The 17,413-nt window shown below is 34.8% G+C and carries 18 protein-coding genes; 14 read left to right on the top strand and 4 right to left on the bottom strand.

The genetic code is table 11. The features are described 5' to 3' along the window. Positions 1-10: 10 nt before the first annotated feature. From hisH to PI23P_RS09835, 6 genes are all read left to right on the top strand, one after another. On the top strand, positions 11-592 hold the full coding sequence (hisH, locus tag PI23P_RS09860) for an imidazole glycerol phosphate synthase subunit HisH (RefSeq protein WP_004570683.1): 582 nt from the start codon (positions 11-13) through the stop codon (positions 590-592). Between the two features lie 74 nt (positions 593-666). After that, entirely contained in the window at positions 667-1,422 is a 756-nt protein-coding gene (hisA, locus tag PI23P_RS09855; protein WP_004570682.1) for a 1-(5-phosphoribosyl)-5-[(5-phosphoribosylamino)methylideneamino]imidazole-4-carboxamide isomerase, read from the top strand. A 63-nt stretch (positions 1,423-1,485) separates the two neighbouring features. Next, entirely contained in the window at positions 1,486-2,241 is a 756-nt protein-coding gene (gene hisF / locus PI23P_RS09850) for an imidazole glycerol phosphate synthase subunit HisF (RefSeq protein WP_004570681.1), read from the top strand. A gap of 13 nt (positions 2,242-2,254) precedes the next feature. Continuing rightward, positions 2,255-2,716 carry a GNAT family N-acetyltransferase gene (locus tag PI23P_RS09845; RefSeq protein ID WP_004570680.1) on the top strand — a complete coding sequence of 154 codons (462 nt, stop codon included), beginning with the start codon at positions 2,255-2,257 and terminating at the stop codon, positions 2,714-2,716. Continuing rightward, entirely contained in the window at positions 2,716-3,315 is a 600-nt protein-coding gene (gene hisIE / locus PI23P_RS09840) for a bifunctional phosphoribosyl-AMP cyclohydrolase/phosphoribosyl-ATP diphosphatase HisIE (protein WP_004570679.1), read from the top strand. The genes PI23P_RS09845 and hisIE overlap by 1 nt, the downstream gene beginning before the upstream one ends. Positions 3,316-3,501: 186 nt before the next feature. Further along, complete coding sequence (locus PI23P_RS09835) at positions 3,502-4,428, top strand: DMT family transporter (protein WP_004570678.1); 927 nt, start codon at positions 3,502-3,504, stop codon at positions 4,426-4,428. 13 nt (positions 4,429-4,441) lie between these two features. On the opposite strand, the gene smpB is transcribed toward PI23P_RS09835, so the two are convergent. Further along, positions 4,442-4,900 (bottom strand): SsrA-binding protein SmpB, encoded by a 459-nt coding sequence (gene smpB / locus PI23P_RS09830; RefSeq protein ID WP_004570677.1) that lies wholly within the window; start codon positions 4,898-4,900, stop codon positions 4,442-4,444. 97 nt (positions 4,901-4,997) lie between these two features. Here smpB and PI23P_RS09825 point away from each other — a divergent pair, with 97 nt between their 5' ends. After that, positions 4,998-5,735 carry a DUF6503 family protein gene (locus PI23P_RS09825; protein WP_004570676.1) on the top strand — a complete coding sequence of 246 codons (738 nt, stop codon included), beginning with the start codon at positions 4,998-5,000 and terminating at the stop codon, positions 5,733-5,735. 2 nt (positions 5,736-5,737) lie between these two features. Here the strand turns inward: PI23P_RS09825 and PI23P_RS09820 are convergent, their stop codons facing one another. Further along, the gene (locus PI23P_RS09820) at positions 5,738-6,229 is read right to left on the bottom strand and encodes a histidine phosphatase family protein (RefSeq protein ID WP_004570675.1); all 492 of its coding nucleotides are present in this window, start codon (positions 6,227-6,229) and stop codon (positions 5,738-5,740) included. 250 nt (positions 6,230-6,479) lie between these two features. On the opposite strand from PI23P_RS09820, the gene ytxJ reads away from it, so the two are divergent. The 6 genes from ytxJ (at position 6,480) to PI23P_RS09785 (ending at position 12,683) form a co-directional block, all read left to right on the top strand. Next, positions 6,480-6,881 carry a bacillithiol system redox-active protein YtxJ gene (gene ytxJ, locus PI23P_RS09815; protein WP_018941856.1) on the top strand — a complete coding sequence of 134 codons (402 nt, stop codon included), beginning with the start codon at positions 6,480-6,482 and terminating at the stop codon, positions 6,879-6,881. Between the two features lie 58 nt (positions 6,882-6,939). Further along, positions 6,940-8,490, top strand: coding sequence for a DEAD/DEAH box helicase (locus PI23P_RS09810; protein WP_004570673.1), 1,551 nt, complete (start codon positions 6,940-6,942; stop codon positions 8,488-8,490). 527 nt (positions 8,491-9,017) lie between these two features. Next, a complete protein-coding gene (locus PI23P_RS09800; RefSeq protein WP_004570671.1) occupies positions 9,018-10,466 on the top strand; it encodes a type III PLP-dependent enzyme domain-containing protein in 1,449 nt (482 codons plus the stop codon). Between the two features lie 18 nt (positions 10,467-10,484). Next, positions 10,485-11,432: an agmatinase gene (gene speB / locus PI23P_RS09795; protein ID WP_004570670.1), complete on the top strand. Its 948-nt coding sequence runs from the start codon at positions 10,485-10,487 to the stop codon at positions 11,430-11,432. Next, positions 11,422-12,399, top strand: coding sequence for a deoxyhypusine synthase family protein (locus PI23P_RS09790; protein ID WP_018941855.1), 978 nt, complete (start codon positions 11,422-11,424; stop codon positions 12,397-12,399). The genes speB and PI23P_RS09790 overlap by 11 nt, the downstream gene beginning before the upstream one ends. Before the next feature lie 5 nt (positions 12,400-12,404). Continuing rightward, a complete protein-coding gene (locus PI23P_RS09785; RefSeq protein WP_004570668.1) occupies positions 12,405-12,683 on the top strand; it encodes a hypothetical protein in 279 nt (92 codons plus the stop codon). Positions 12,684-12,740: 57 nt separating this feature from the next. Here PI23P_RS09785 and PI23P_RS09780 read toward each other — a convergent pair whose 3' ends face one another. Beyond that, entirely contained in the window at positions 12,741-14,264 is a 1,524-nt protein-coding gene (locus tag PI23P_RS09780; RefSeq protein ID WP_004570667.1) for a bifunctional GNAT family N-acetyltransferase/carbon-nitrogen hydrolase family protein, read from the bottom strand. Between the two features lie 285 nt (positions 14,265-14,549). Then, complete coding sequence (gene fahA, locus PI23P_RS09775; protein WP_004570665.1) at positions 14,550-15,827, bottom strand: fumarylacetoacetase; 1,278 nt, start codon at positions 15,825-15,827, stop codon at positions 14,550-14,552. A 199-nt stretch (positions 15,828-16,026) separates the two neighbouring features. Between fahA and glyA the strand changes: the two genes are divergently transcribed. Then, a complete protein-coding gene (gene glyA, locus PI23P_RS09770) occupies positions 16,027-17,301 on the top strand; it encodes a serine hydroxymethyltransferase (protein ID WP_004570664.1) in 1,275 nt (424 codons plus the stop codon). Positions 17,302-17,413 lie beyond the last annotated feature (112 nt).

Genomic DNA, 17,413 nt, shown 5'->3' with positions numbered 1-17,413 from the left:
ATGAAGAACAATGAAAATTATAATTATAGATTACGGGGCTGGTAACATAAAAAGTATTCAATTCGCTTTTAAGCGTTTGGGATTTGAAGCTGTATTGTCACATAATATTGATGAAATTAAAGCGGCTGACAAAGTAATTTTCCCGGGAGTTGGTGAAGCGAGTTCTGCGATGAAAATGTTGCAGCAAAGTGGTTTGGATGCAGTAATTCCAACTCTAAAACAACCTGTCTTAGGAATTTGTCTGGGAATGCAATTGATGTGTAATTTCTCAGAAGAGGGAAATACAAAGGGTTTGGGAATTTTTGATGTTGCAATAAAACGTTTTTCCAGTGCTGTTAAAGTACCACAGATGGGATGGAATGTTATTTCTAATTTAAAATCCGACTTATTTACAGGAATTAAAGAAAATGAGTTCATGTACTTAGTACATAGTTTTTATGCAGAGGATTGCACAGAAGCAATTGCGACAACAAATTATGAGAGACCCTATGCTTCTGCATTGCGAAAAGATAATTTTTATGGAGTCCAATTTCATCCAGAAAAAAGTGGTGTTGAAGGAAGTAAAATTCTTGAGAATTTTTTAAGATTATAACAAATAACGCTCTGCAAGTAGTAGCGAGAGGATATAAATAAATTGAACGCAATCGATTCATAAAAAGTAATACAATGAGAATAATTCCAGCCATAGACATCATCGATGGCAAATGTGTTCGCCTGACCAAAGGAGATTATAGTACGAAGAAAATATATAACGAACATCCTTTAGAAGTTGCCAAAGAGTTTGAGGCAGCAGGTATTGAATATTTACATGTTGTAGATTTAGATGGAGCAAAGGCAAGTCAAATTGTCAATCATAAGGTACTCGAGAAAATTGCCAGCAAAACAGGACTAAAAATTGATTTTGGAGGCGGTTTAAAATCTGACAAAGATTTAGAGATCGCGTTCAACTCTGGTGCTCACCAAATTACAGGTGGCAGCATTGCTGTGAAAAATAAAGAGATGTTTGAAAGCTGGATTGAGAAATATGGTGCTGAGAAAATCATTTTAGGTGCCGATTTCTATCCTGACGCTTTCGGAGGCAAAATAGCAACCAATGGCTGGCAGCAGGAAAGTGCGTTCGCTTTAATTCCGTTTATCAAAGGATATCAGCAAAAAGGAATTCAATATGTAATCTGTACAGACATTTCTAAAGATGGAATGCTATCAGGACCAAGTTTCGATATTTATAAAGAAATTTTAGAGGCATGTAGTGCAGACATAAAAAGAGAATCAATACAATTGATTGCTTCTGGAGGCATCTCAACATTTGATGAATTGCCAACACTCGCAGGAATGGGTTGTGAGGGAGTAATCATAGGAAAAGCGATTTATGAAAATAGAATTACCTTGAAACAGCTAGAGAATTTTATAGTAACGAACTAAGTATCATGTTGCGTAATTTTTAAGAAAATTTGAAATTACCGGAACTTTTAAAAGCTATTAATTATGTTAACAAAAAGAATAATACCTTGTTTAGATATTAAAAACGGAAGGACGGTGAAAGGCGTGAATTTCGTGAATTTAATTGATGCTGGAGATCCTATTATTTTAGCAAAGCAGTATGCTGAATTGGGAGCTGATGAATTGGTTTTTTTAGACATTTCTGCTACGCTAGAAGGGCGAAAAACAATGTTAGACATGGTTTTAAAAGTTGCTGAACAAGTAAATATTCCGTTTACTGTAGGCGGTGGAATTTCTTCGGTAGCAGATGTAGATTTGTTGTTAAAATCAGGAGCTGATAAGGTTTCGATAAATTCATCTGCTATAAAAAGACCTGAATTGGTGAATGAATTGGCAGAAAAATTTGGCAACCAATGTGTGGTGGTTGCTATTGATGCAAAGCAAATAGAAGGGGAGTGGAGAGTCCATTTAGCAGGGGGCACCATTCCGACAGAGTTGAACTTATTTGAATGGGCCAAAGAGGTAGAAAGACGCGGCGCAGGTGAAATTTTATTTACCTCGATGAATAACGATGGCACAAAAGCAGGTTTTGCAAACGAAGCATTGGTAAAATTATCTACCGAGCTTAACATTCCTATTATTGCGTCAGGTGGCGCGGGAACCGTGCAGCACTTTGTAGATACTTTTAAAATAGGTAAATCAGATGCAGCGCTAGCAGCCAGTGTTTTTCATTTTGGAGAGATTAAAATACTGGAGTTGAAGCAAGCTTTAAAAACACATCTAATTCCCGTTAGATTATAGCTTTTAAAAAGAGATGAAGGCATTAGAAATAAAAAAGTATGAAGAGCACTATCAGCAGCAATTTAAAGAAATTTCTTTAGAATGGTTACATGCCTATGGGTTGTACGAAGAAGCGGATGCTGATTTAATAGAGAATCCCAAAAAATATATACATGCAGGAGGCTTTATTTTTCTAGCACATTATACGCAAAAAGTTGTAGGGACCGTTAGTCTGATTCCATCGGAAAACAATACTTTTGAGATTATGAAATTAGGAGTTCTTGAGGGATACAAAGGATTGGGCATTGGACGCACATTAATGCAAGTTTGCATTGATATTTGTAAGGAGAAAAAAGCACATCGTATTACTTTAGAAACCAGTAGTAAATTAAAAAATGCCATACAGCTCTATGAGAAATTAGGGTTCTTACATGTCGAAATCACAGATTCTTGTTATGAATCTGCCGACGTAAAAATGATATTAAATTTGAAATAATGAATATAGATTTTAACAAAAATAATGACGGCTTAGTCCCTGCGATTATTCAAGATGCAACCACAAAAAATGTTTTGATGCTAGGATATATGAATGCAGAAGCTTTTGAAAAAACGAAAGAAACAAAATTAGTAACTTTTTACTCTCGGTCTAAAAACCGATTGTGGACCAAAGGCGAAGAGAGTGGGAATACATTGCAATTGGTTGATTATAAATTGGACTGCGACAGTGATAGCTTGTTGATTTCGGTTCACCCAAAAGGCCCTACATGTCATACAGGCACAGATACTTGCTGGAATGAGGAAAACACCCCGAATTATGGATTCTTTTCAACTTTAGAAAAAACCATTGCGGAGCGCGTAGCAAACAAAGATGTAGAAAAATCGTACGTGGCTAGTTTATTCGACAAAGGGATCAATAAAATAGCCCAAAAAGTAGGAGAGGAAGCAGTAGAAACTGTTATTGAGGCAATGGATTCAAATGACCCATTGTTTTTATATGAGTCCGCAGATCTGTTATTTCATTATTTAATGCTCCTACAGGCAAAAGGCTTTACGTTAAAAGATATTGAAGCAGAATTGATTGGAAGACAAAAGTAATTCGACACTTTGAAATCTTAAAATGCTCAAATAAAGAAAGTATTGCGCATTTTTTAATTGGAATTTAACCTTTCAATTACGTGCCCTATCTGCGGCATTCAGAGTTTACAAGACCATTGCAGTTTGCGATAAAAAAAATGCAATTAATAAAATAATAGTATTATTTTCACTTCCAAAAAAGCCAATATGAAATCTCACAAATCGCAAATACTGATCATCATCGCATTCATTTCAATTTATGTGATTTGGGGTTCTACCTATGTATTTAATAAGATTGTGGTTACCGAAATAGATCCCTTTTTTATAGGTTTCATTCGCTTTATGACGGCGGGTACATTGATACTGATTATTGCTAAATTTTTAAAGCTTAATTTAAAAATTTCTAAAAAGCAGTTTTTAAATTGCTGTATCGCTGGATTTTTATTTTTAGTATATGGGAACGGTGTGTTCGTATGGGCCTTAAAATATGTAGATAGTGGGTTTGCAGCCTTACTCGCTTCTACCCAACCTTTATTTGTGCTTTTGCTGATGCGTTTAGTAGATCGAAAGCCCATGCAAAAAAAATCTATTTTTGGGGTCTTACTTGGTTTGCTCGGAATGTACTTATTAGTGAGCCAGCAAGATATTACTGCATCAGAAGGAAGTCTCTTAGGTATTTTTATGATTTTTACTTGTGTATTGAGTTGGAGTTATGGCAGTGTTTTTGTTTCAAAAGCAAATTTGCCCCAAAGCTTTTTTGTGAGCACTGGCTATCAAATGTTAGCTGCTGGAACTATGCTGCTAGTGGGAAGTTTAATTTTTAATGAAACGTGGTTGCCACCTTTAAGTTGGAGTACAGACTTGCAATTATCAATGCTGTTTCTTATCTTTTTTGGCAGTATTGTAGCGTTTACGTCCTTTAACTATTTATTAAAAACGGTTTCCACAGAAAAAGTGGCAACTTCGGCTTTTGTAAATCCTATTATTGCAATGCTACTAGGATGGTATGTGCTAAACGAAGTGTTGACACTGCAATCTATAATCGCTTCTGTAATTTTATTATCTGGTGTCTACTTTATAACCTCGCGCAAGAGAATTGCGAAAGTAACTGCAGATGAATCGATAAAACCTTGATCATTAATTTCTATTAGAAATTCTTTTTAATTCTCGCTAAGTCACGTTTATTATCTCGGTCTTTCATCACTTCCCGTTTGTCATGTGTTTGCTTTCCTTTTGCTAGCGCAATTTCTAATTTGGCAAAACCTCGGTCATTAATAAATAATTTTAAGGGCACAATGGTATTCCCTTTTGCTTCCACATCCCTTTTTAAACTGCGCAATTCGCGTTTGTTTAGCAACAATCTTCGCTCACTTTTTGGTTTGTGATTGAACTGGTGACCAAACATATATTCTTGAATGTACATATTTACAATGAACAATTCGCCACCTTCATTAAATTCACAAAAACTCTCTGTAATTCTCGCCTGACTCAAACGTATGGATTTTATTTCAGTTCCAGTTAGTTGAATTCCAGCCACGAATTTGTCAAGAATTTCAAATTCAAAACGCGCTTTTTTATTCTGTATGTTGATGTTTTTTTGAACCATCAATAATCAATTTTTAATTTTAACAAAGATACATGTTTACATCCACGAAAGAAATGTAATTTTGACATCTATTTGAGATCCTTTAAAACAAATTGAGATGAAACTAAGTGCTTTTTTATTATTATTACTTTTACTCGCATGCAATCCCAAAAAAATAGAGTTAACTGCAGTAGAAATTATTGAAAAAAGCATGCGTTACTCAGGTGCAGAAAAGGTAGCAAATGCCAAAATTAAGTTTGTATTTAGAGATAAAGAGTACGCTGCTGTTCGAAAAAATGGAGCTTTTGAGCTTTCTAGACACTATTTGACTACAGACAGTTTGAAGGTTCGTGAAATTTTATCAAATTCTGGATATCAAAGATTTATAAATGAAAAAAGAGTTGTAATATCCGACTCTTTAAGCAACAACTTTAGCAACTCTGTAAATTCTGTGCACTATTTTTCGGTTCTTCCTTTTGGTTTGAATGATGCGGCGGTTCAAAAAAAACGATTAAAGTCAGTTCGTATTAAAGGCAAAGAATATTATAAAATAGAAGTTAGTTTTTATGAAAACGGGGGAGGTGAGGACTTTGATGATGTTTTTATTTATTGGATTGGAAAAGAGAGTTTTTTAATTGATTATTTGGCCTATTCCTATCATACTAATGGCGGAGGAATGCGATTTAGAGAAGTAAAAGACCGATCAATCAACAGTGGTATTCGGTTTGTAAATTATAATAATTATGAACCTGTAATATCTGGAATCCTATTAAAATATATCGATTCGGCTTATGAAAATGCCGGATTAAAAAAAGTGTCTGAAATTAATTTAGAGATGATTGAAGTGCAATTGTAACCTTACTGCACACGCATAATCCGACACGTTTTCTTTGTTCCCTGTATGGTAACGATGTACACACTTGAATTGTCGGTATCTTTCATATTCTTATAGGTCTTTTCTTTAAGAATTAAATTAACAAGATTAGGAGTGGTATTGCTATGACCTACAATTAAAACAGACTTTCCGTATGTTGCTTTTATAAAAGTAGAGTCATACATATTGCTAGGATCATACGTTTGAATGGGTAATTTTTTTTGAGCTGCTGTAGGTGTTCCTGTTTGTTTTGTTCTGTTATAGTCGGTGGAGTATATAGCGTCCAATTCAATTGCGTCAAAATAATGCATCCATTTTTTGGCTCTTATCAAACCTTCTGAATTTAAACTTGGATTTTTATTTGTTGCATCGGTGCGATCTTTTTCGGCATGCCGAATTAAATAATACGTTGTTATTTCTTCCGAAGTACAAGCGCAAATTAAAAGAAATACACACAAAAATAAAGATTTTTTCATAGCAACTAGTTGAAAACACGAATATAGATAAAAAAGAACATTCATGCGATGAATACCGCATCTTCTTGAACGTATCATGTGCTATTTTAAAAGGCTCTTGTGCATGCACATCTCATTTACGTATAATTTTAAATACGTAAGAAATAGCATATCGTAAAGAGAATACAGCGATGCAAAGTATCTGTATTCCTAACTTTATGACGGCTAAAAGTTCCGTATCTTTGTAAAAGAAAACAATAAAAAAGACAACATGAGTATATTTAATAAAATGTTTGGTAGCAAAGAAAATGAAGAAGAAAAAACAGAAAAAAAATCCTTTTTAAATTTTCTTCCGCTAACTACTTTAGAACAATTAGAAACTATAAAAAAAGAGTCGCATACAGGTGCTGTATTAATTTTTAAACATTCTACAAGATGTGGAATTAGTCGCATGGTTATCAAGCAATTTGAGCAACTATTTACAGCGGAGCACGAACATTTAAAAGTGTATTATTTAGACTTACTAAATCACAAAGATATTTCGGCAGAGATTGGTGTAACTTTTGAAGTAACGCATGCATCGCCTCAAGTAATTGTAGTCCGAAATGGAAATTCTGTGCACGATGCTTCGCATAATGACATTACACTAATAAATTTATCGCGATTTATATAGTTTAAATCTGGGAAAAACCTATTTTAAGTCTTACTTTTGTATTTCAAATTTTTAACCGTTGTCAGAATCAAACACTTCACAAGTAAAAATAGGTAAGGAATTATATGGGTATCAAAAAGATGCACTTCAAGAGATTTTTAATCGTTTTGAAACAGCACCTCAAGATTATCACTTATTATATCAATTGCCAACGGGAGGTGGAAAGACTGTTATTTTCTCCGAAATAGTAAGGCGATACATAGAAACTTTCAAAAAGAAGGTTTTAGTGCTAACGCATCGAATTGAATTGAGCAAACAAACCTCTAGAATGCTAGATGAGTTTGGTGTGAATAACAAAATAATTAATAGCACTGCTCAATTAGACGACCAGAGCGACTATTATTGTTTTGTTGCGATGGTAGAAACTTTGAAAAACAGGTTGATAGACGACAAGTTGGATATTTCTGATATTGGACTCGTTATTGTAGATGAGGCACATTACAACTCGTTTACAAAAATATTTAAATTTTTTGATGGTGCCTTTGTTTTGGGAGTTACAGCAACTCCTTTGAGCTCAAACATTAAATTACCGATGTTTGAAAATTATCAAGAGCTCTTTGTAGGAGAACCCATTCACCACCTGATAGAAAGTGGCTATTTAGCGCAAGCAAACATGTATTCATATAATGTTGGGCTAACTTCTTTAGAAGTTGGCGCAAATGGTGATTATACGGTGAAATCTTCTGAGGATCTGTACATGAATACAGACATGCTCTCAAAATTGGTAAGTGCATACGAAGAGACCGCAAAGGGTAAAAAAACATTAATTTTTAACAATGGGATCAACACCTCTATACAGGTGTTTCATGCATTTAAAAAAGCAGGATATCCGATTGCCCATTTAGACAATACCAATACCAGAAAAGAGCGAGAGCTTATATTAAAATGGTTTCATAAAACCCCCAACGCGATCATTACCTCGGTGAGTATTTTAACAACGGGTTTTGATGAACCCAGTATTGAGGCAATCATCCTAAATAGAGCAACAAAATCACTTACATTATACTATCAAATGATTGGTCGTGGTTCTCGTATTTTTGGAGAGAAAAATACTTTTGAAGTCATTGACCTTGGAAATAACTTTCATCGATTTGGTCCTTGGGGAGCAGATTTAGATTGGCAAAAAATGTTCAGAGCACCGGACTACTATTTAGATGCAATTCTTTCAGATGAAGAAATAGAGAATACGTTTAGGTATGAATTTCCTGGAGACATCAAAAAGGAATTTGAAAAATCTACGGATACCTATTTCGATATGAAAAAAGTGTATATCGATACTGTAAAAGCAGGAGAATCCTCAAAAAGAGTCTTAGAAAAATCAATTGTACATCATGCAAAAATGTGTATCGAAAATAGTGAAGATGTTTTTGATGCCTTGATATTGGTCAAATTGATAGGAGAGGAAATCGATGACCGCATTAACAGGTACGCAAAATGTATTTCAAAGAGTACACACAATTTTGTAACCTGGTTAAAAGATGATTATCGAAAAAAACTAAATGCGTATTTGCGTACAAATTTTGATGAAGATTTTGAGAAAATTCACGGGCATCCGCCTATTGAAGAATAAACAATACAACTAAAAGGACTGAATTTTCAGTCCTTTTATCTTTTTACACAGACCCCCCTTTATTCTTGAGATAAAAGCCTAAGAGCGCTAGCGTCAAAGGTTCTTTATTTTAACTACCTCTTTTATTTTATGAGCATTCGGTTCTAAAGTACTCATTACATGAATGTAGCAAACGAAACACTGCTCAAAAATAATTTTCATTTTTTTTAAAATTTTGTTTTTTATATTCAAAAATAATTTACATTTGTGTAACTTATTTAAGTAAAATGCAACGTTTTTCTTATTTCGGACATAACTTTCAGTCGGAGACTGACCGTTATATAGCATTTTGGAAATGCAACGAAAAAATTAAGGTATCTCCGTTTTCTATGCTCCCAGAACTGCAGCTTTTCTCAAAGTTGCACGTAGTTTACTTACAGATATTACAGTGATAAAAACCTTTTTTACAGGCTTAGCTATTTTTAAACCATGCGTTTCGTACGTTTTGATTTAAAGGAATTTATCATATATATAATCTAAAAATAAAAGTGAACACAAAATACATAGATCTAATCGAGCAAACATTCGATTGGCCACAAGAAGAGTTTCAAACAGAAAACAACAAATTATTTTGGCGCGGTATTAATTTAATGGATTTAATTGCAACTTACGGTGCACCTTTAAAATTTACCTATCTGCCAAAAATCTCGGAAAACATCAACAAAGCAAAAGGTTGGTTTCAAGCGAGCATTGACAAGCACAATTATAAAGGAAATTACTTTTATAGCTATTGTACTAAAAGTTCTCATTTTAAGCACGTTTTAAATGAGGCTTTAAAAAATGACATACACATAGAAACTTCTTCCGCTTTCGACATCGATATCGTACTGAACTTAAAGAAAGAAGGGAAAATTAAAGACTCTACATTTGTTATTTGTAATGGGTTCAAACGGGATCAGTACATTCAGAATATTGGCAATTTAATCAATTCTGGTCATGAAAATTGCATTCCTATCATAGACAATTTTGAAGAATTACCCCTGCTTCAAAAGGAAACGTCAAAACCCTTTAAAGTGGGTATTAGAATTGCTTCTGAGGAAGAACCAAAATTTGAGTTCTATACCTCCCGATTGGGAATTGGTTATAAAAATATTGTTTCTTTTTACGAGCGTGAAATTGCTGATAATGAGCAGGTAGAATTGAAGATGTTGCATTTTTTTATCAATACAGGTATTCGTGACAATGCGTATTATTGGAACGAATTAATGAAGTGTTTAAATGTGTACATCAACTTAAAAAAAGTATGTCCAACTCTAGATAGCTTGAATATTGGTGGTGGATTTCCCATTAAAAACTCTTTGGCTTTTGACTTTGATTATCAGTATATGATTGATGAAATAGTACATCAAATCAAACAGGCATGTGACGAAGCAGAAGTATCCGTTCCAAACATATTTACAGAATTTGGAAGTTTTACTGTTGGAGAGTCTGGAGCGACGATCTATGAAATCTTATATCAAAAAAAGCAAAATGATAGAGAACGATGGAACATGATCAATTCGTCATTTATTACTACGCTGCCAGACTCGTGGGCAATTAATAAACGGTTTATAATGCTTCCCATTAATAAATGGAACAAGCAGTATGAGCGCGTTTTACTAGGGGGTTTGACTTGTGATAGCGATGATTATTACAACTCTGAACAACATATAAATGGAATTTATTTGCCAGTTTATGAAAAAAACAATCCGTTGTATATTGGATTTTTTAACACTGGTGCCTATCAAGAATCTATTGGAGGTTTTGGAGGTTTACAGCACTGTTTAATTCCACATCCAAAACATTTGCTATTGGATCGAGATGCGGGTGGAAATCTAACGGTCACTATTTTTAAAGAACAGCAAAAGAGCAGTGAAATGTTGTCGATACTTGGTTATGAAGAAAGTGCAGAGACCACAGGTAACACAAAAAAAATATTAAAAGAAGCTATTTTATAACCCCGTTAAAATCACGAAATGAATACAGCAAAAACCTACGCAGGAATTCCACAAGAATTTGGAAATCTGTTAACAGCAAAAATTGTAATTATCCCGGTTCCTTATGACGGAACAAGTACTTGGCAAAAAGGTTCAGATCTAGGACCTCAAGCATTTTTAGAGGCTTCAGAAAACATGGAATTGTATGACATTGAAACGGATTCTGAAGTATATCGGCAAGGGATTTTTCTTGCAGAGGCAGTTACAGAGAAATCATCTCCAGAGGCGATGGTCTCTGCAGTGCACGCAGTAACTAAAAAGTACATCAATCGAAATAAATTTGTTACTATTTTTGGAGGAGAACATTCAATTTCTATCGGTACAATTAGAGCCTTTAACGAACGATACGACAATCTAACGGTATTGCACATTGATGCACATGCCGATTTGAGAAAAGAGTACGAAGGTTCTACCTGCAACCACGCGTGCGCAGTTTATGAAGCAAGCCAGACAACGAATCTAATACAAGTAGGTATTCGAAGCATGGACATCACTGAAAAAAGAACGATTAATCCAGACAAAGTATTCTATGCACAAGACATGGCTGTAGATGCAGATTGGATGGAAGATGTTGTAGATCAATTGACAGACAATGTGTTCATAACATTTGATTTAGATGCATTAGATCCTTCTATAATGCCATCAACTGGAACTCCAGAGCCTGGAGGTCTTTTTTATTATGAAACATTAACCTTTTTAAAATCTGTTTTTGAACAGCGAAATGTAGTTGGTTTTGATATGGTTGAGTTGTGTCCTAATACCAAAGAAAAATCTTCAGATTTTTTAGCTGCAAAATTATTTTATAAAATGCTAAGCTACAAATTCGCATCAAAAACTGATGGGTATGAAAAGGGTGAGGAGAACGCCAAAGAAAACTCTTTTAGTAAATTAAGTAAATTTAAAAATAACGACGATGATGAATACTAATCAAAAACCAATTTCAGAATTTATTGAAAAATATTTTTTACACTTTAATGCTGCAGCTTTAGTAGATGCTGCAAAGGGGTATGAAGCACAATTAAATAAAGGAAGTAAAATGCTTGTTTCTTTGGCTGGAGCAATGAGCACTGCAGAAATAGGGAGAATATTTGCAGAGATGATTCGACAGGATAAAGTACATATTATTTCGTGTACCGGTGCAAACTTAGAGGAAGATATTATGAACTTGGTAGCGCATTCTCACTACAAGCGCGTTCCAAATTATCGAGATTTGACGCCCCAAGATGAATGGGCACTTTTAGAAAAAGGCTTGAATAGAGTTACCGATACTTGCATTCCCGAAGAGGAAGCATTTCGTAGAATTCAACAACACATCGTAAAGATTTGGAAAGATACCCAAGAAAATGGAGATCGTTTTCTTCCGCACGAATACATGTATAAGTTGTTACTGTCGGGGGTTTTAGAACAGTACTATGAGATCGATATAAAGAATTCTTGGATGTATGCCGCCGCAGAAAAAAATCTGCCAATGGTTGTTCCTGGCTGGGAAGATTCTACGATGGGTAATATTTTTGCTTCATATGTTTTAAAAGGAGAATTACAGGCATCTGTTGTAAAGTCAGGTATTGAATACATGACTTTTCTCGCAGATTGGTATACAGAAAATTCTGAAAATGGCATTGGTTTCTTTCAAATAGGAGGGGGTATTGCAGGAGATTTTCCAATTTGTGTGGTGCCGATGTTATACCAAGACATGGAAAGAACAGACACACCATTTTGGAGTTATTTTTGTCAGATTTCTGACTCTACAACAAGTTATGGATCGTATTCTGGTGCAGTGCCGAATGAGAAAATTACTTGGGGTAAATTGGATATCAATACACCAAAATTTATTATCGAAAGTGACGCCACCATTGTAGCGCCTTTAATTTTTGCATACCTACTTGAAATGTAGTTGTTATGAAGAGAGTAATTGTAGATTTCGCAAAATTAACAGCTGATATCTTAGGGCTGTTGATCACTAAATATCCAAAAGGATATGGTAATTCGGATATAATTTCTTTTAAAAATACAAAAGGGGAAACGATAAAAACATTGGAAGTAAAAACGGAGGAAACCATCTACTTAGTTAAAATCAGTGAACGCTTGGAGCAGACAATGGAAGCATTCGCGGAAGACGAAGATTCATTTGACGAAAATGAAGATTTAGATTTCGATACCTTAGAACTTGAAAAATAAGTAACAAAAAAAAGCTCCAAATATCGGAGCTTTTTTTACAGAGCACTGGTACCAATCTTATATCTTTTTTAATTCGAAAATATCTTTCCTTCGGTCTTTGAGATTTCTCACAGAACCAAATTTATTTAAATCTTTCAGCAAATCAATATCCACATCAGCAATTAAAATCATTTCTGTGTTGGTCGTTGCCTCTGCTTTTATTCCGTTTGCAGGAAACGAAAAATCACAAGGAGTAAAAACCATCGATTGGGCATATTGGATGTCCATATTATTAACCTTCGGCAAGTTCCCTACGCTTCCAGCGATTGCTACATAACATTCATTTTCAATGGCTCTTGCTTGCGCACAATGGCGAACTCGAGAGTATCCGTTTTGCGTATCTGTCAAAAAGGGAACGAATAAAATTGCCATGTCTTCATCGGCAAGCAATCTACTCAATTCAGGAAATTCGATGTCGTAACAAATTAAAACACCAATTTTTCCGCAGTCAGTGTCAAAAGTTTTTAACTGGTTTCCTCCCTGCATTCCCCATACTTTTGCTTCGTCTGGAGTTACGTGTAATTTTTCATAGCGTTCCGTTGTTCCGTCTCTTCTGCAAATATATCCTACGTTGTAAAGCAACTCATTTTTTATTTCTGGCATGCTCCCAGTAATAATATTGATATTGTAACTAATAGCCAATTCAGAAAATTTTTGCACAATTTCAGGAGTGTACTTTGCCAATTCCCGAATGGCCTCAGATTCTGGTAAATGATTGTTGTCTGCCATCAACGGTGCGTTGAAAAACTCAGGGAATAAAGCAAAATCAGAACGGTATGCAGAAACGGCATCCACAAAATATGCTGCTTGCTGCATCAATTCTTCTAGGTCTTTATAAAGGCGCATTTGCCATTGAATCAATCCCAAGCGGACTACTTTTTTAGTCGTGGTCGCTTTTTTAGATTTCTTTTCGTAATAAATATTATCCCACTCTAATAAAACGGCAAATTCTCCTGAATTTTGATCGCCCTCTAAGTAGCCTTTTAAAATTTTTGAAGGATGAAAATCATTTGAAATTTGAAAGTTTAAAACAGGGTCATGAATTTCCTTTCGTTTTACTTTTTCGATGTATTCTTTTGGAGAGAGTGTTCCAGAATGCTTGTGGTAATTTGGAATTCTACCTCCAAAAGCAATGCCTCTTAAATTCAATTTCTCTGTTAGTTCTTTTCTGTAGTCATACAACCTTCTCCCTAAGCGCAATCCCCGATATTCCGATTTGATAAAAATATCGATACCATACAAAACATCACCATTCTTTTTGTGTGTGTCAAAAGTAAAAGCGCCCGTAATTTCTTTGTAGGTATGCTCATCGTCAAAGCTATTGTAATCGATAATGATCGAGAGGGCGCAACCCGCCAATTCTCCATTAATTTTAATTACAACTTGTCCTTCGGGAAACTTTTCTATTAAAGTTTTTATTTGCGCTTCTTTCCAGTACGAATTTGGCATGCTTGCATAGGCCTCAATCATTGCTTCTTTTAACTGTTTATAATCATTTAATGTTAAAAACTGAAGCGATATATTTTCGATATTCTCTATCATTTTATGTTGAATGCCTTTTTAAAACAGCATTTCTATGCTGCAAAATTAATTAAAAAAAAGAAGTGGATTTTAAAAATAAAAATATATTTAAAAGCATTCATTATGCGTTGACTAGAAGTCAACAAAGGCTGTCTGTTTTAATTTTGTACAATGAAACAGCCTCTCATATCTATTTTTAACAACTCCTCTCGATTGTCTTTTTTGGAAGTGTATTTAAAAAATTAAAAACCCCACAACCAAAAAATGGAAGTGAGGCTTTTGCATAAAATTTGTATGTTTTGCTGTTTATCTCGCCGGTAAGACTTTACCGATACACTCTCCGAAACCAATCCGAACAGTATCGTTTTTACAATGTGCACGCATGATTACCGTATCATTGTCATTGATAAATTTACGCGTTGTTCCATCTTTTAAGGTAATCGGGTTTTGTCCACGCCAAGTCAATTCTAACATCGAACCAAAACTGTCTTTTGTAGGTCCAGAAATGGTTCCAGAGCCCATCATGTCTCCAGCTTCTACTGGACAACCATTTACGGTATGATGCGCTAATTGCTGCGCCATGGTCCAATACATGTATTTAAAATTGGAATTTGCCACGATTGTTTCTTCTTCATTTTCTGGTTGAATTCCAACTTGCAAATGAATGTCATAACTTCCTTTTCCAATTTGTTTTAGGTAGGGTAGTGGCGTATACACTTGTTTTGGGTTGTCTGTTCTAAAGGGTTCTAGGGCATCTAAAGTTACAATCCAAGGTGAAATTGTTGAGGCGAAACTCTTTCCAAGAAAAGGTCCCAATGGCACATATTCCCAAGCTTGTATGTCTCGAGCAGACCAATCGTTAAATTGCACCAACCCAAAAATATACTCTTCCGCTTCTTCAATCGGAATTCTATCCCCTAATACATTTGCATCCGTGGTAATAAAAGCCATTTCCAATTCAAAATCTAATAATTTTGTTGGCCCAAAACCGGGAATATTTGTTCCTTCAGCAGGTTTTGTTTGTCCATAGGGTCTTCTAACGGGAGTTCCTGACGGAATGATAGAAGAACTTCTTCCATGGTATCCAATGGGAATGTGCAGCCAATTGGGTAGCAATGCATTCTCAGGATCTCTAAACAAAGAACCTACGTTTGTTGCGTGTTCTTTACTCGCATAAAAGTCTGTATAATCACCGATAGAAACAGGCAATAACATTTCAACTTCATCGATTCTAAAAATAATATTATTTTTGTGCTCTTCATTATCGCGCAAAGAACCCGTGTCAAAATCAAAAACTTCAGCAATTCTATTTCTTACCAGACGCCAAGTTTTGCGACCATCTGCAATAAAATCATTCAAGTTGTCTTGAAGAAAGATGTCTTCTGTTAAAGGAATTCCCTCAAAATAACCCAATTGATGGAAAGCTCCTAAATCGATAGCGAAATCACCAATTCTACTTCCAATTGTTATGATGTCATCTCTGGTAATAAAAACACCGAAAGGAATATTTTGTATTGGAAAATCTGAGTTTTCAGATACTTGCAACCATGATTTTCTATCCGGATTATTTGCTGTTATGATCATTTTATAAATTCTTTAATTTTCTCAAAGCTATGGAATTTTTTCTCATTCTCGAGTTCAAACCTCACGAATAACGTATTATTAACAAAGCTTTTTTTTCAATTGTATAAATCCTAAAAAATTAGATAAATTTTAAGAAAAAGTTATTTATAATTATTTGGTTTTTAGTTACTTTTGTAAACCACTCAAAACAACAACGATAATGCAATTAGACAATCAAATTTTTGACCTTATTCAGGAAGAAAAAGAAAGACAGTTAAACGGTTTGGAGCTAATCGCTTCTGAAAACTTTGCAAGCGATCAAGTAATGCTTGCGCAGGGCTCTGTTTTAACAAATAAATATGCAGAAGGATATCCTGGTAAACGATATTATGGCGGTTGTGAAGTTGTTGATGTTGTGGAGCAATTGGCAATTGAGAGAGCAAAAGAATTGTTTGGAGCAGAATATGCAAACGTACAACCACATTCCGGATCACAAGCGAATACTGCTGTGTTTTTTGCCTGTCTAAAACCTGGAGACACCATTTTAGGATTCGACTTATCTCACGGGGGGCACCTAACACACGGTTCTCCTGTAAATTTCTCAGGAAGATTATACAATCCTACTTTTTATGGAGTTGACAAAGAAACAGGGGTTTTAAATTATGACAAAATTCAGGAAATAGCAACAAAAGAAAAGCCAAAGTTGATCATTGCAGGTGCTTCGGCATATTCAAGAGATATCGATTTTGAGCGCTTTAGAGTGATTGCAGATAGTGTTGGCGCGCTGTTATTGGCAGATATTTCACACCCAGCAGGAATGATTGCAAAAGGCATTTTAAATGATCCTTTACCACATTGTCATATTGTAACGTCTACAACACACAAAACCTTGCGTGGACCTAGAGGTGGAATTATATTGATGGGGAAAGATTTTGACAATCCTTTCGGAGAGACATTAAAGAACGGAAAGCTTAAAAAAATGTCTACATTATTAAATTTCGCAGTATTTCCAGGAAATCAAGGGGGCCCTTTAGTACATGTTATTGCTGCAAAGGCAATTGCTTTTGGTGAGGCTTTAACAGATGAGTTTTTAGAGTATCAAATTCAAGTAAAAGAAAATGCTGCGGCAATGGCAAAAGAATTTGTAGCGAAGGGATATAATATTATTTCTGGAGGTACCGACAACCACTGTATGTTGATTGATTTGCGCAACAAAAATATTTCTGGAAAAGATGCAGAGATCGCTTTAGGAAAAGCAGAAATTACAGTGAATAAAAACATGGTTCCCTTTGATGATAAATCTCCTTTTGTAACCTCAGGAATTCGAGTTGGAACCCCTGCAATTACAACCCGTGGTTTGAAAGTTGAGCATATGAAAGCAGTAGTAGGCTTTATCGATGAGGCGATTACCAATGCAGATAATGATGAAATTTTACACGAAATAAGTGAGCGTGTCTCTGACATGATGAGTTCAAGAAGATTGTTTGTAATGTAAACAAGATTCCAAAAGTGTTTTACAAACTTTTTAAAAATAAAAAAAGCATCAAGTTATTTCTTGATGCTTTTTTATTGCAATGCATGCGGCATACCTGCATTGTATGTTATTT

It is taken from the genome of Polaribacter irgensii 23-P (assembly GCF_000153225.1).
Lineage (GTDB): Bacteria > Bacteroidota > Bacteroidia > Flavobacteriales > Flavobacteriaceae > Polaribacter > Polaribacter irgensii.
Note: the sequence above shows the minus strand (reverse complement) of the source record. Positions and strands in the feature narration are given on the sequence as shown.

What these genes read in the sequence shown, in the direction of transcription:
- hisH (WP_004570683.1), top strand. Translation starts at nt 11, where the DNA reads ATGAAAATTATAATTATAGATTACGGGGCTGGTAACATAAAAAGTATT.
- hisA (WP_004570682.1), top strand. Translation starts at nt 667, where the DNA reads ATGAGAATAATTCCAGCCATAGACATCATCGATGGCAAATGTGTTCGC.
- hisF (WP_004570681.1), top strand. Translation starts at nt 1,486, where the DNA reads ATGTTAACAAAAAGAATAATACCTTGTTTAGATATTAAAAACGGAAGG.
- PI23P_RS09845 (WP_004570680.1), top strand. Translation starts at nt 2,255, where the DNA reads ATGAAGGCATTAGAAATAAAAAAGTATGAAGAGCACTATCAGCAGCAA.
- hisIE (WP_004570679.1), top strand. Translation starts at nt 2,716, where the DNA reads ATGAATATAGATTTTAACAAAAATAATGACGGCTTAGTCCCTGCGATT.
- PI23P_RS09835 (WP_004570678.1), top strand. Translation starts at nt 3,502, where the DNA reads ATGAAATCTCACAAATCGCAAATACTGATCATCATCGCATTCATTTCA.
- smpB (WP_004570677.1), bottom strand. Translation starts at nt 4,900, where the DNA reads ATGGTTCAAAAAAACATCAACATACAGAATAAAAAAGCGCGTTTTGAA.
- PI23P_RS09825 (WP_004570676.1), top strand. Translation starts at nt 4,998, where the DNA reads ATGAAACTAAGTGCTTTTTTATTATTATTACTTTTACTCGCATGCAAT.
- PI23P_RS09820 (WP_004570675.1), bottom strand. Translation starts at nt 6,229, where the DNA reads ATGAAAAAATCTTTATTTTTGTGTGTATTTCTTTTAATTTGCGCTTGT.
- ytxJ (WP_018941856.1), top strand. Translation starts at nt 6,480, where the DNA reads ATGAGTATATTTAATAAAATGTTTGGTAGCAAAGAAAATGAAGAAGAA.
- speB (WP_004570670.1), top strand. Translation starts at nt 10,485, where the DNA reads ATGAATACAGCAAAAACCTACGCAGGAATTCCACAAGAATTTGGAAAT.
- PI23P_RS09790 (WP_018941855.1), top strand. Translation starts at nt 11,422, where the DNA reads ATGAATACTAATCAAAAACCAATTTCAGAATTTATTGAAAAATATTTT.
- PI23P_RS09785 (WP_004570668.1), top strand. Translation starts at nt 12,405, where the DNA reads ATGAAGAGAGTAATTGTAGATTTCGCAAAATTAACAGCTGATATCTTA.
- PI23P_RS09780 (WP_004570667.1), bottom strand. Translation starts at nt 14,264, where the DNA reads ATGATAGAGAATATCGAAAATATATCGCTTCAGTTTTTAACATTAAAT.
- fahA (WP_004570665.1), bottom strand. Translation starts at nt 15,827, where the DNA reads ATGATCATAACAGCAAATAATCCGGATAGAAAATCATGGTTGCAAGTA.
- glyA (WP_004570664.1), top strand. Translation starts at nt 16,027, where the DNA reads ATGCAATTAGACAATCAAATTTTTGACCTTATTCAGGAAGAAAAAGAA.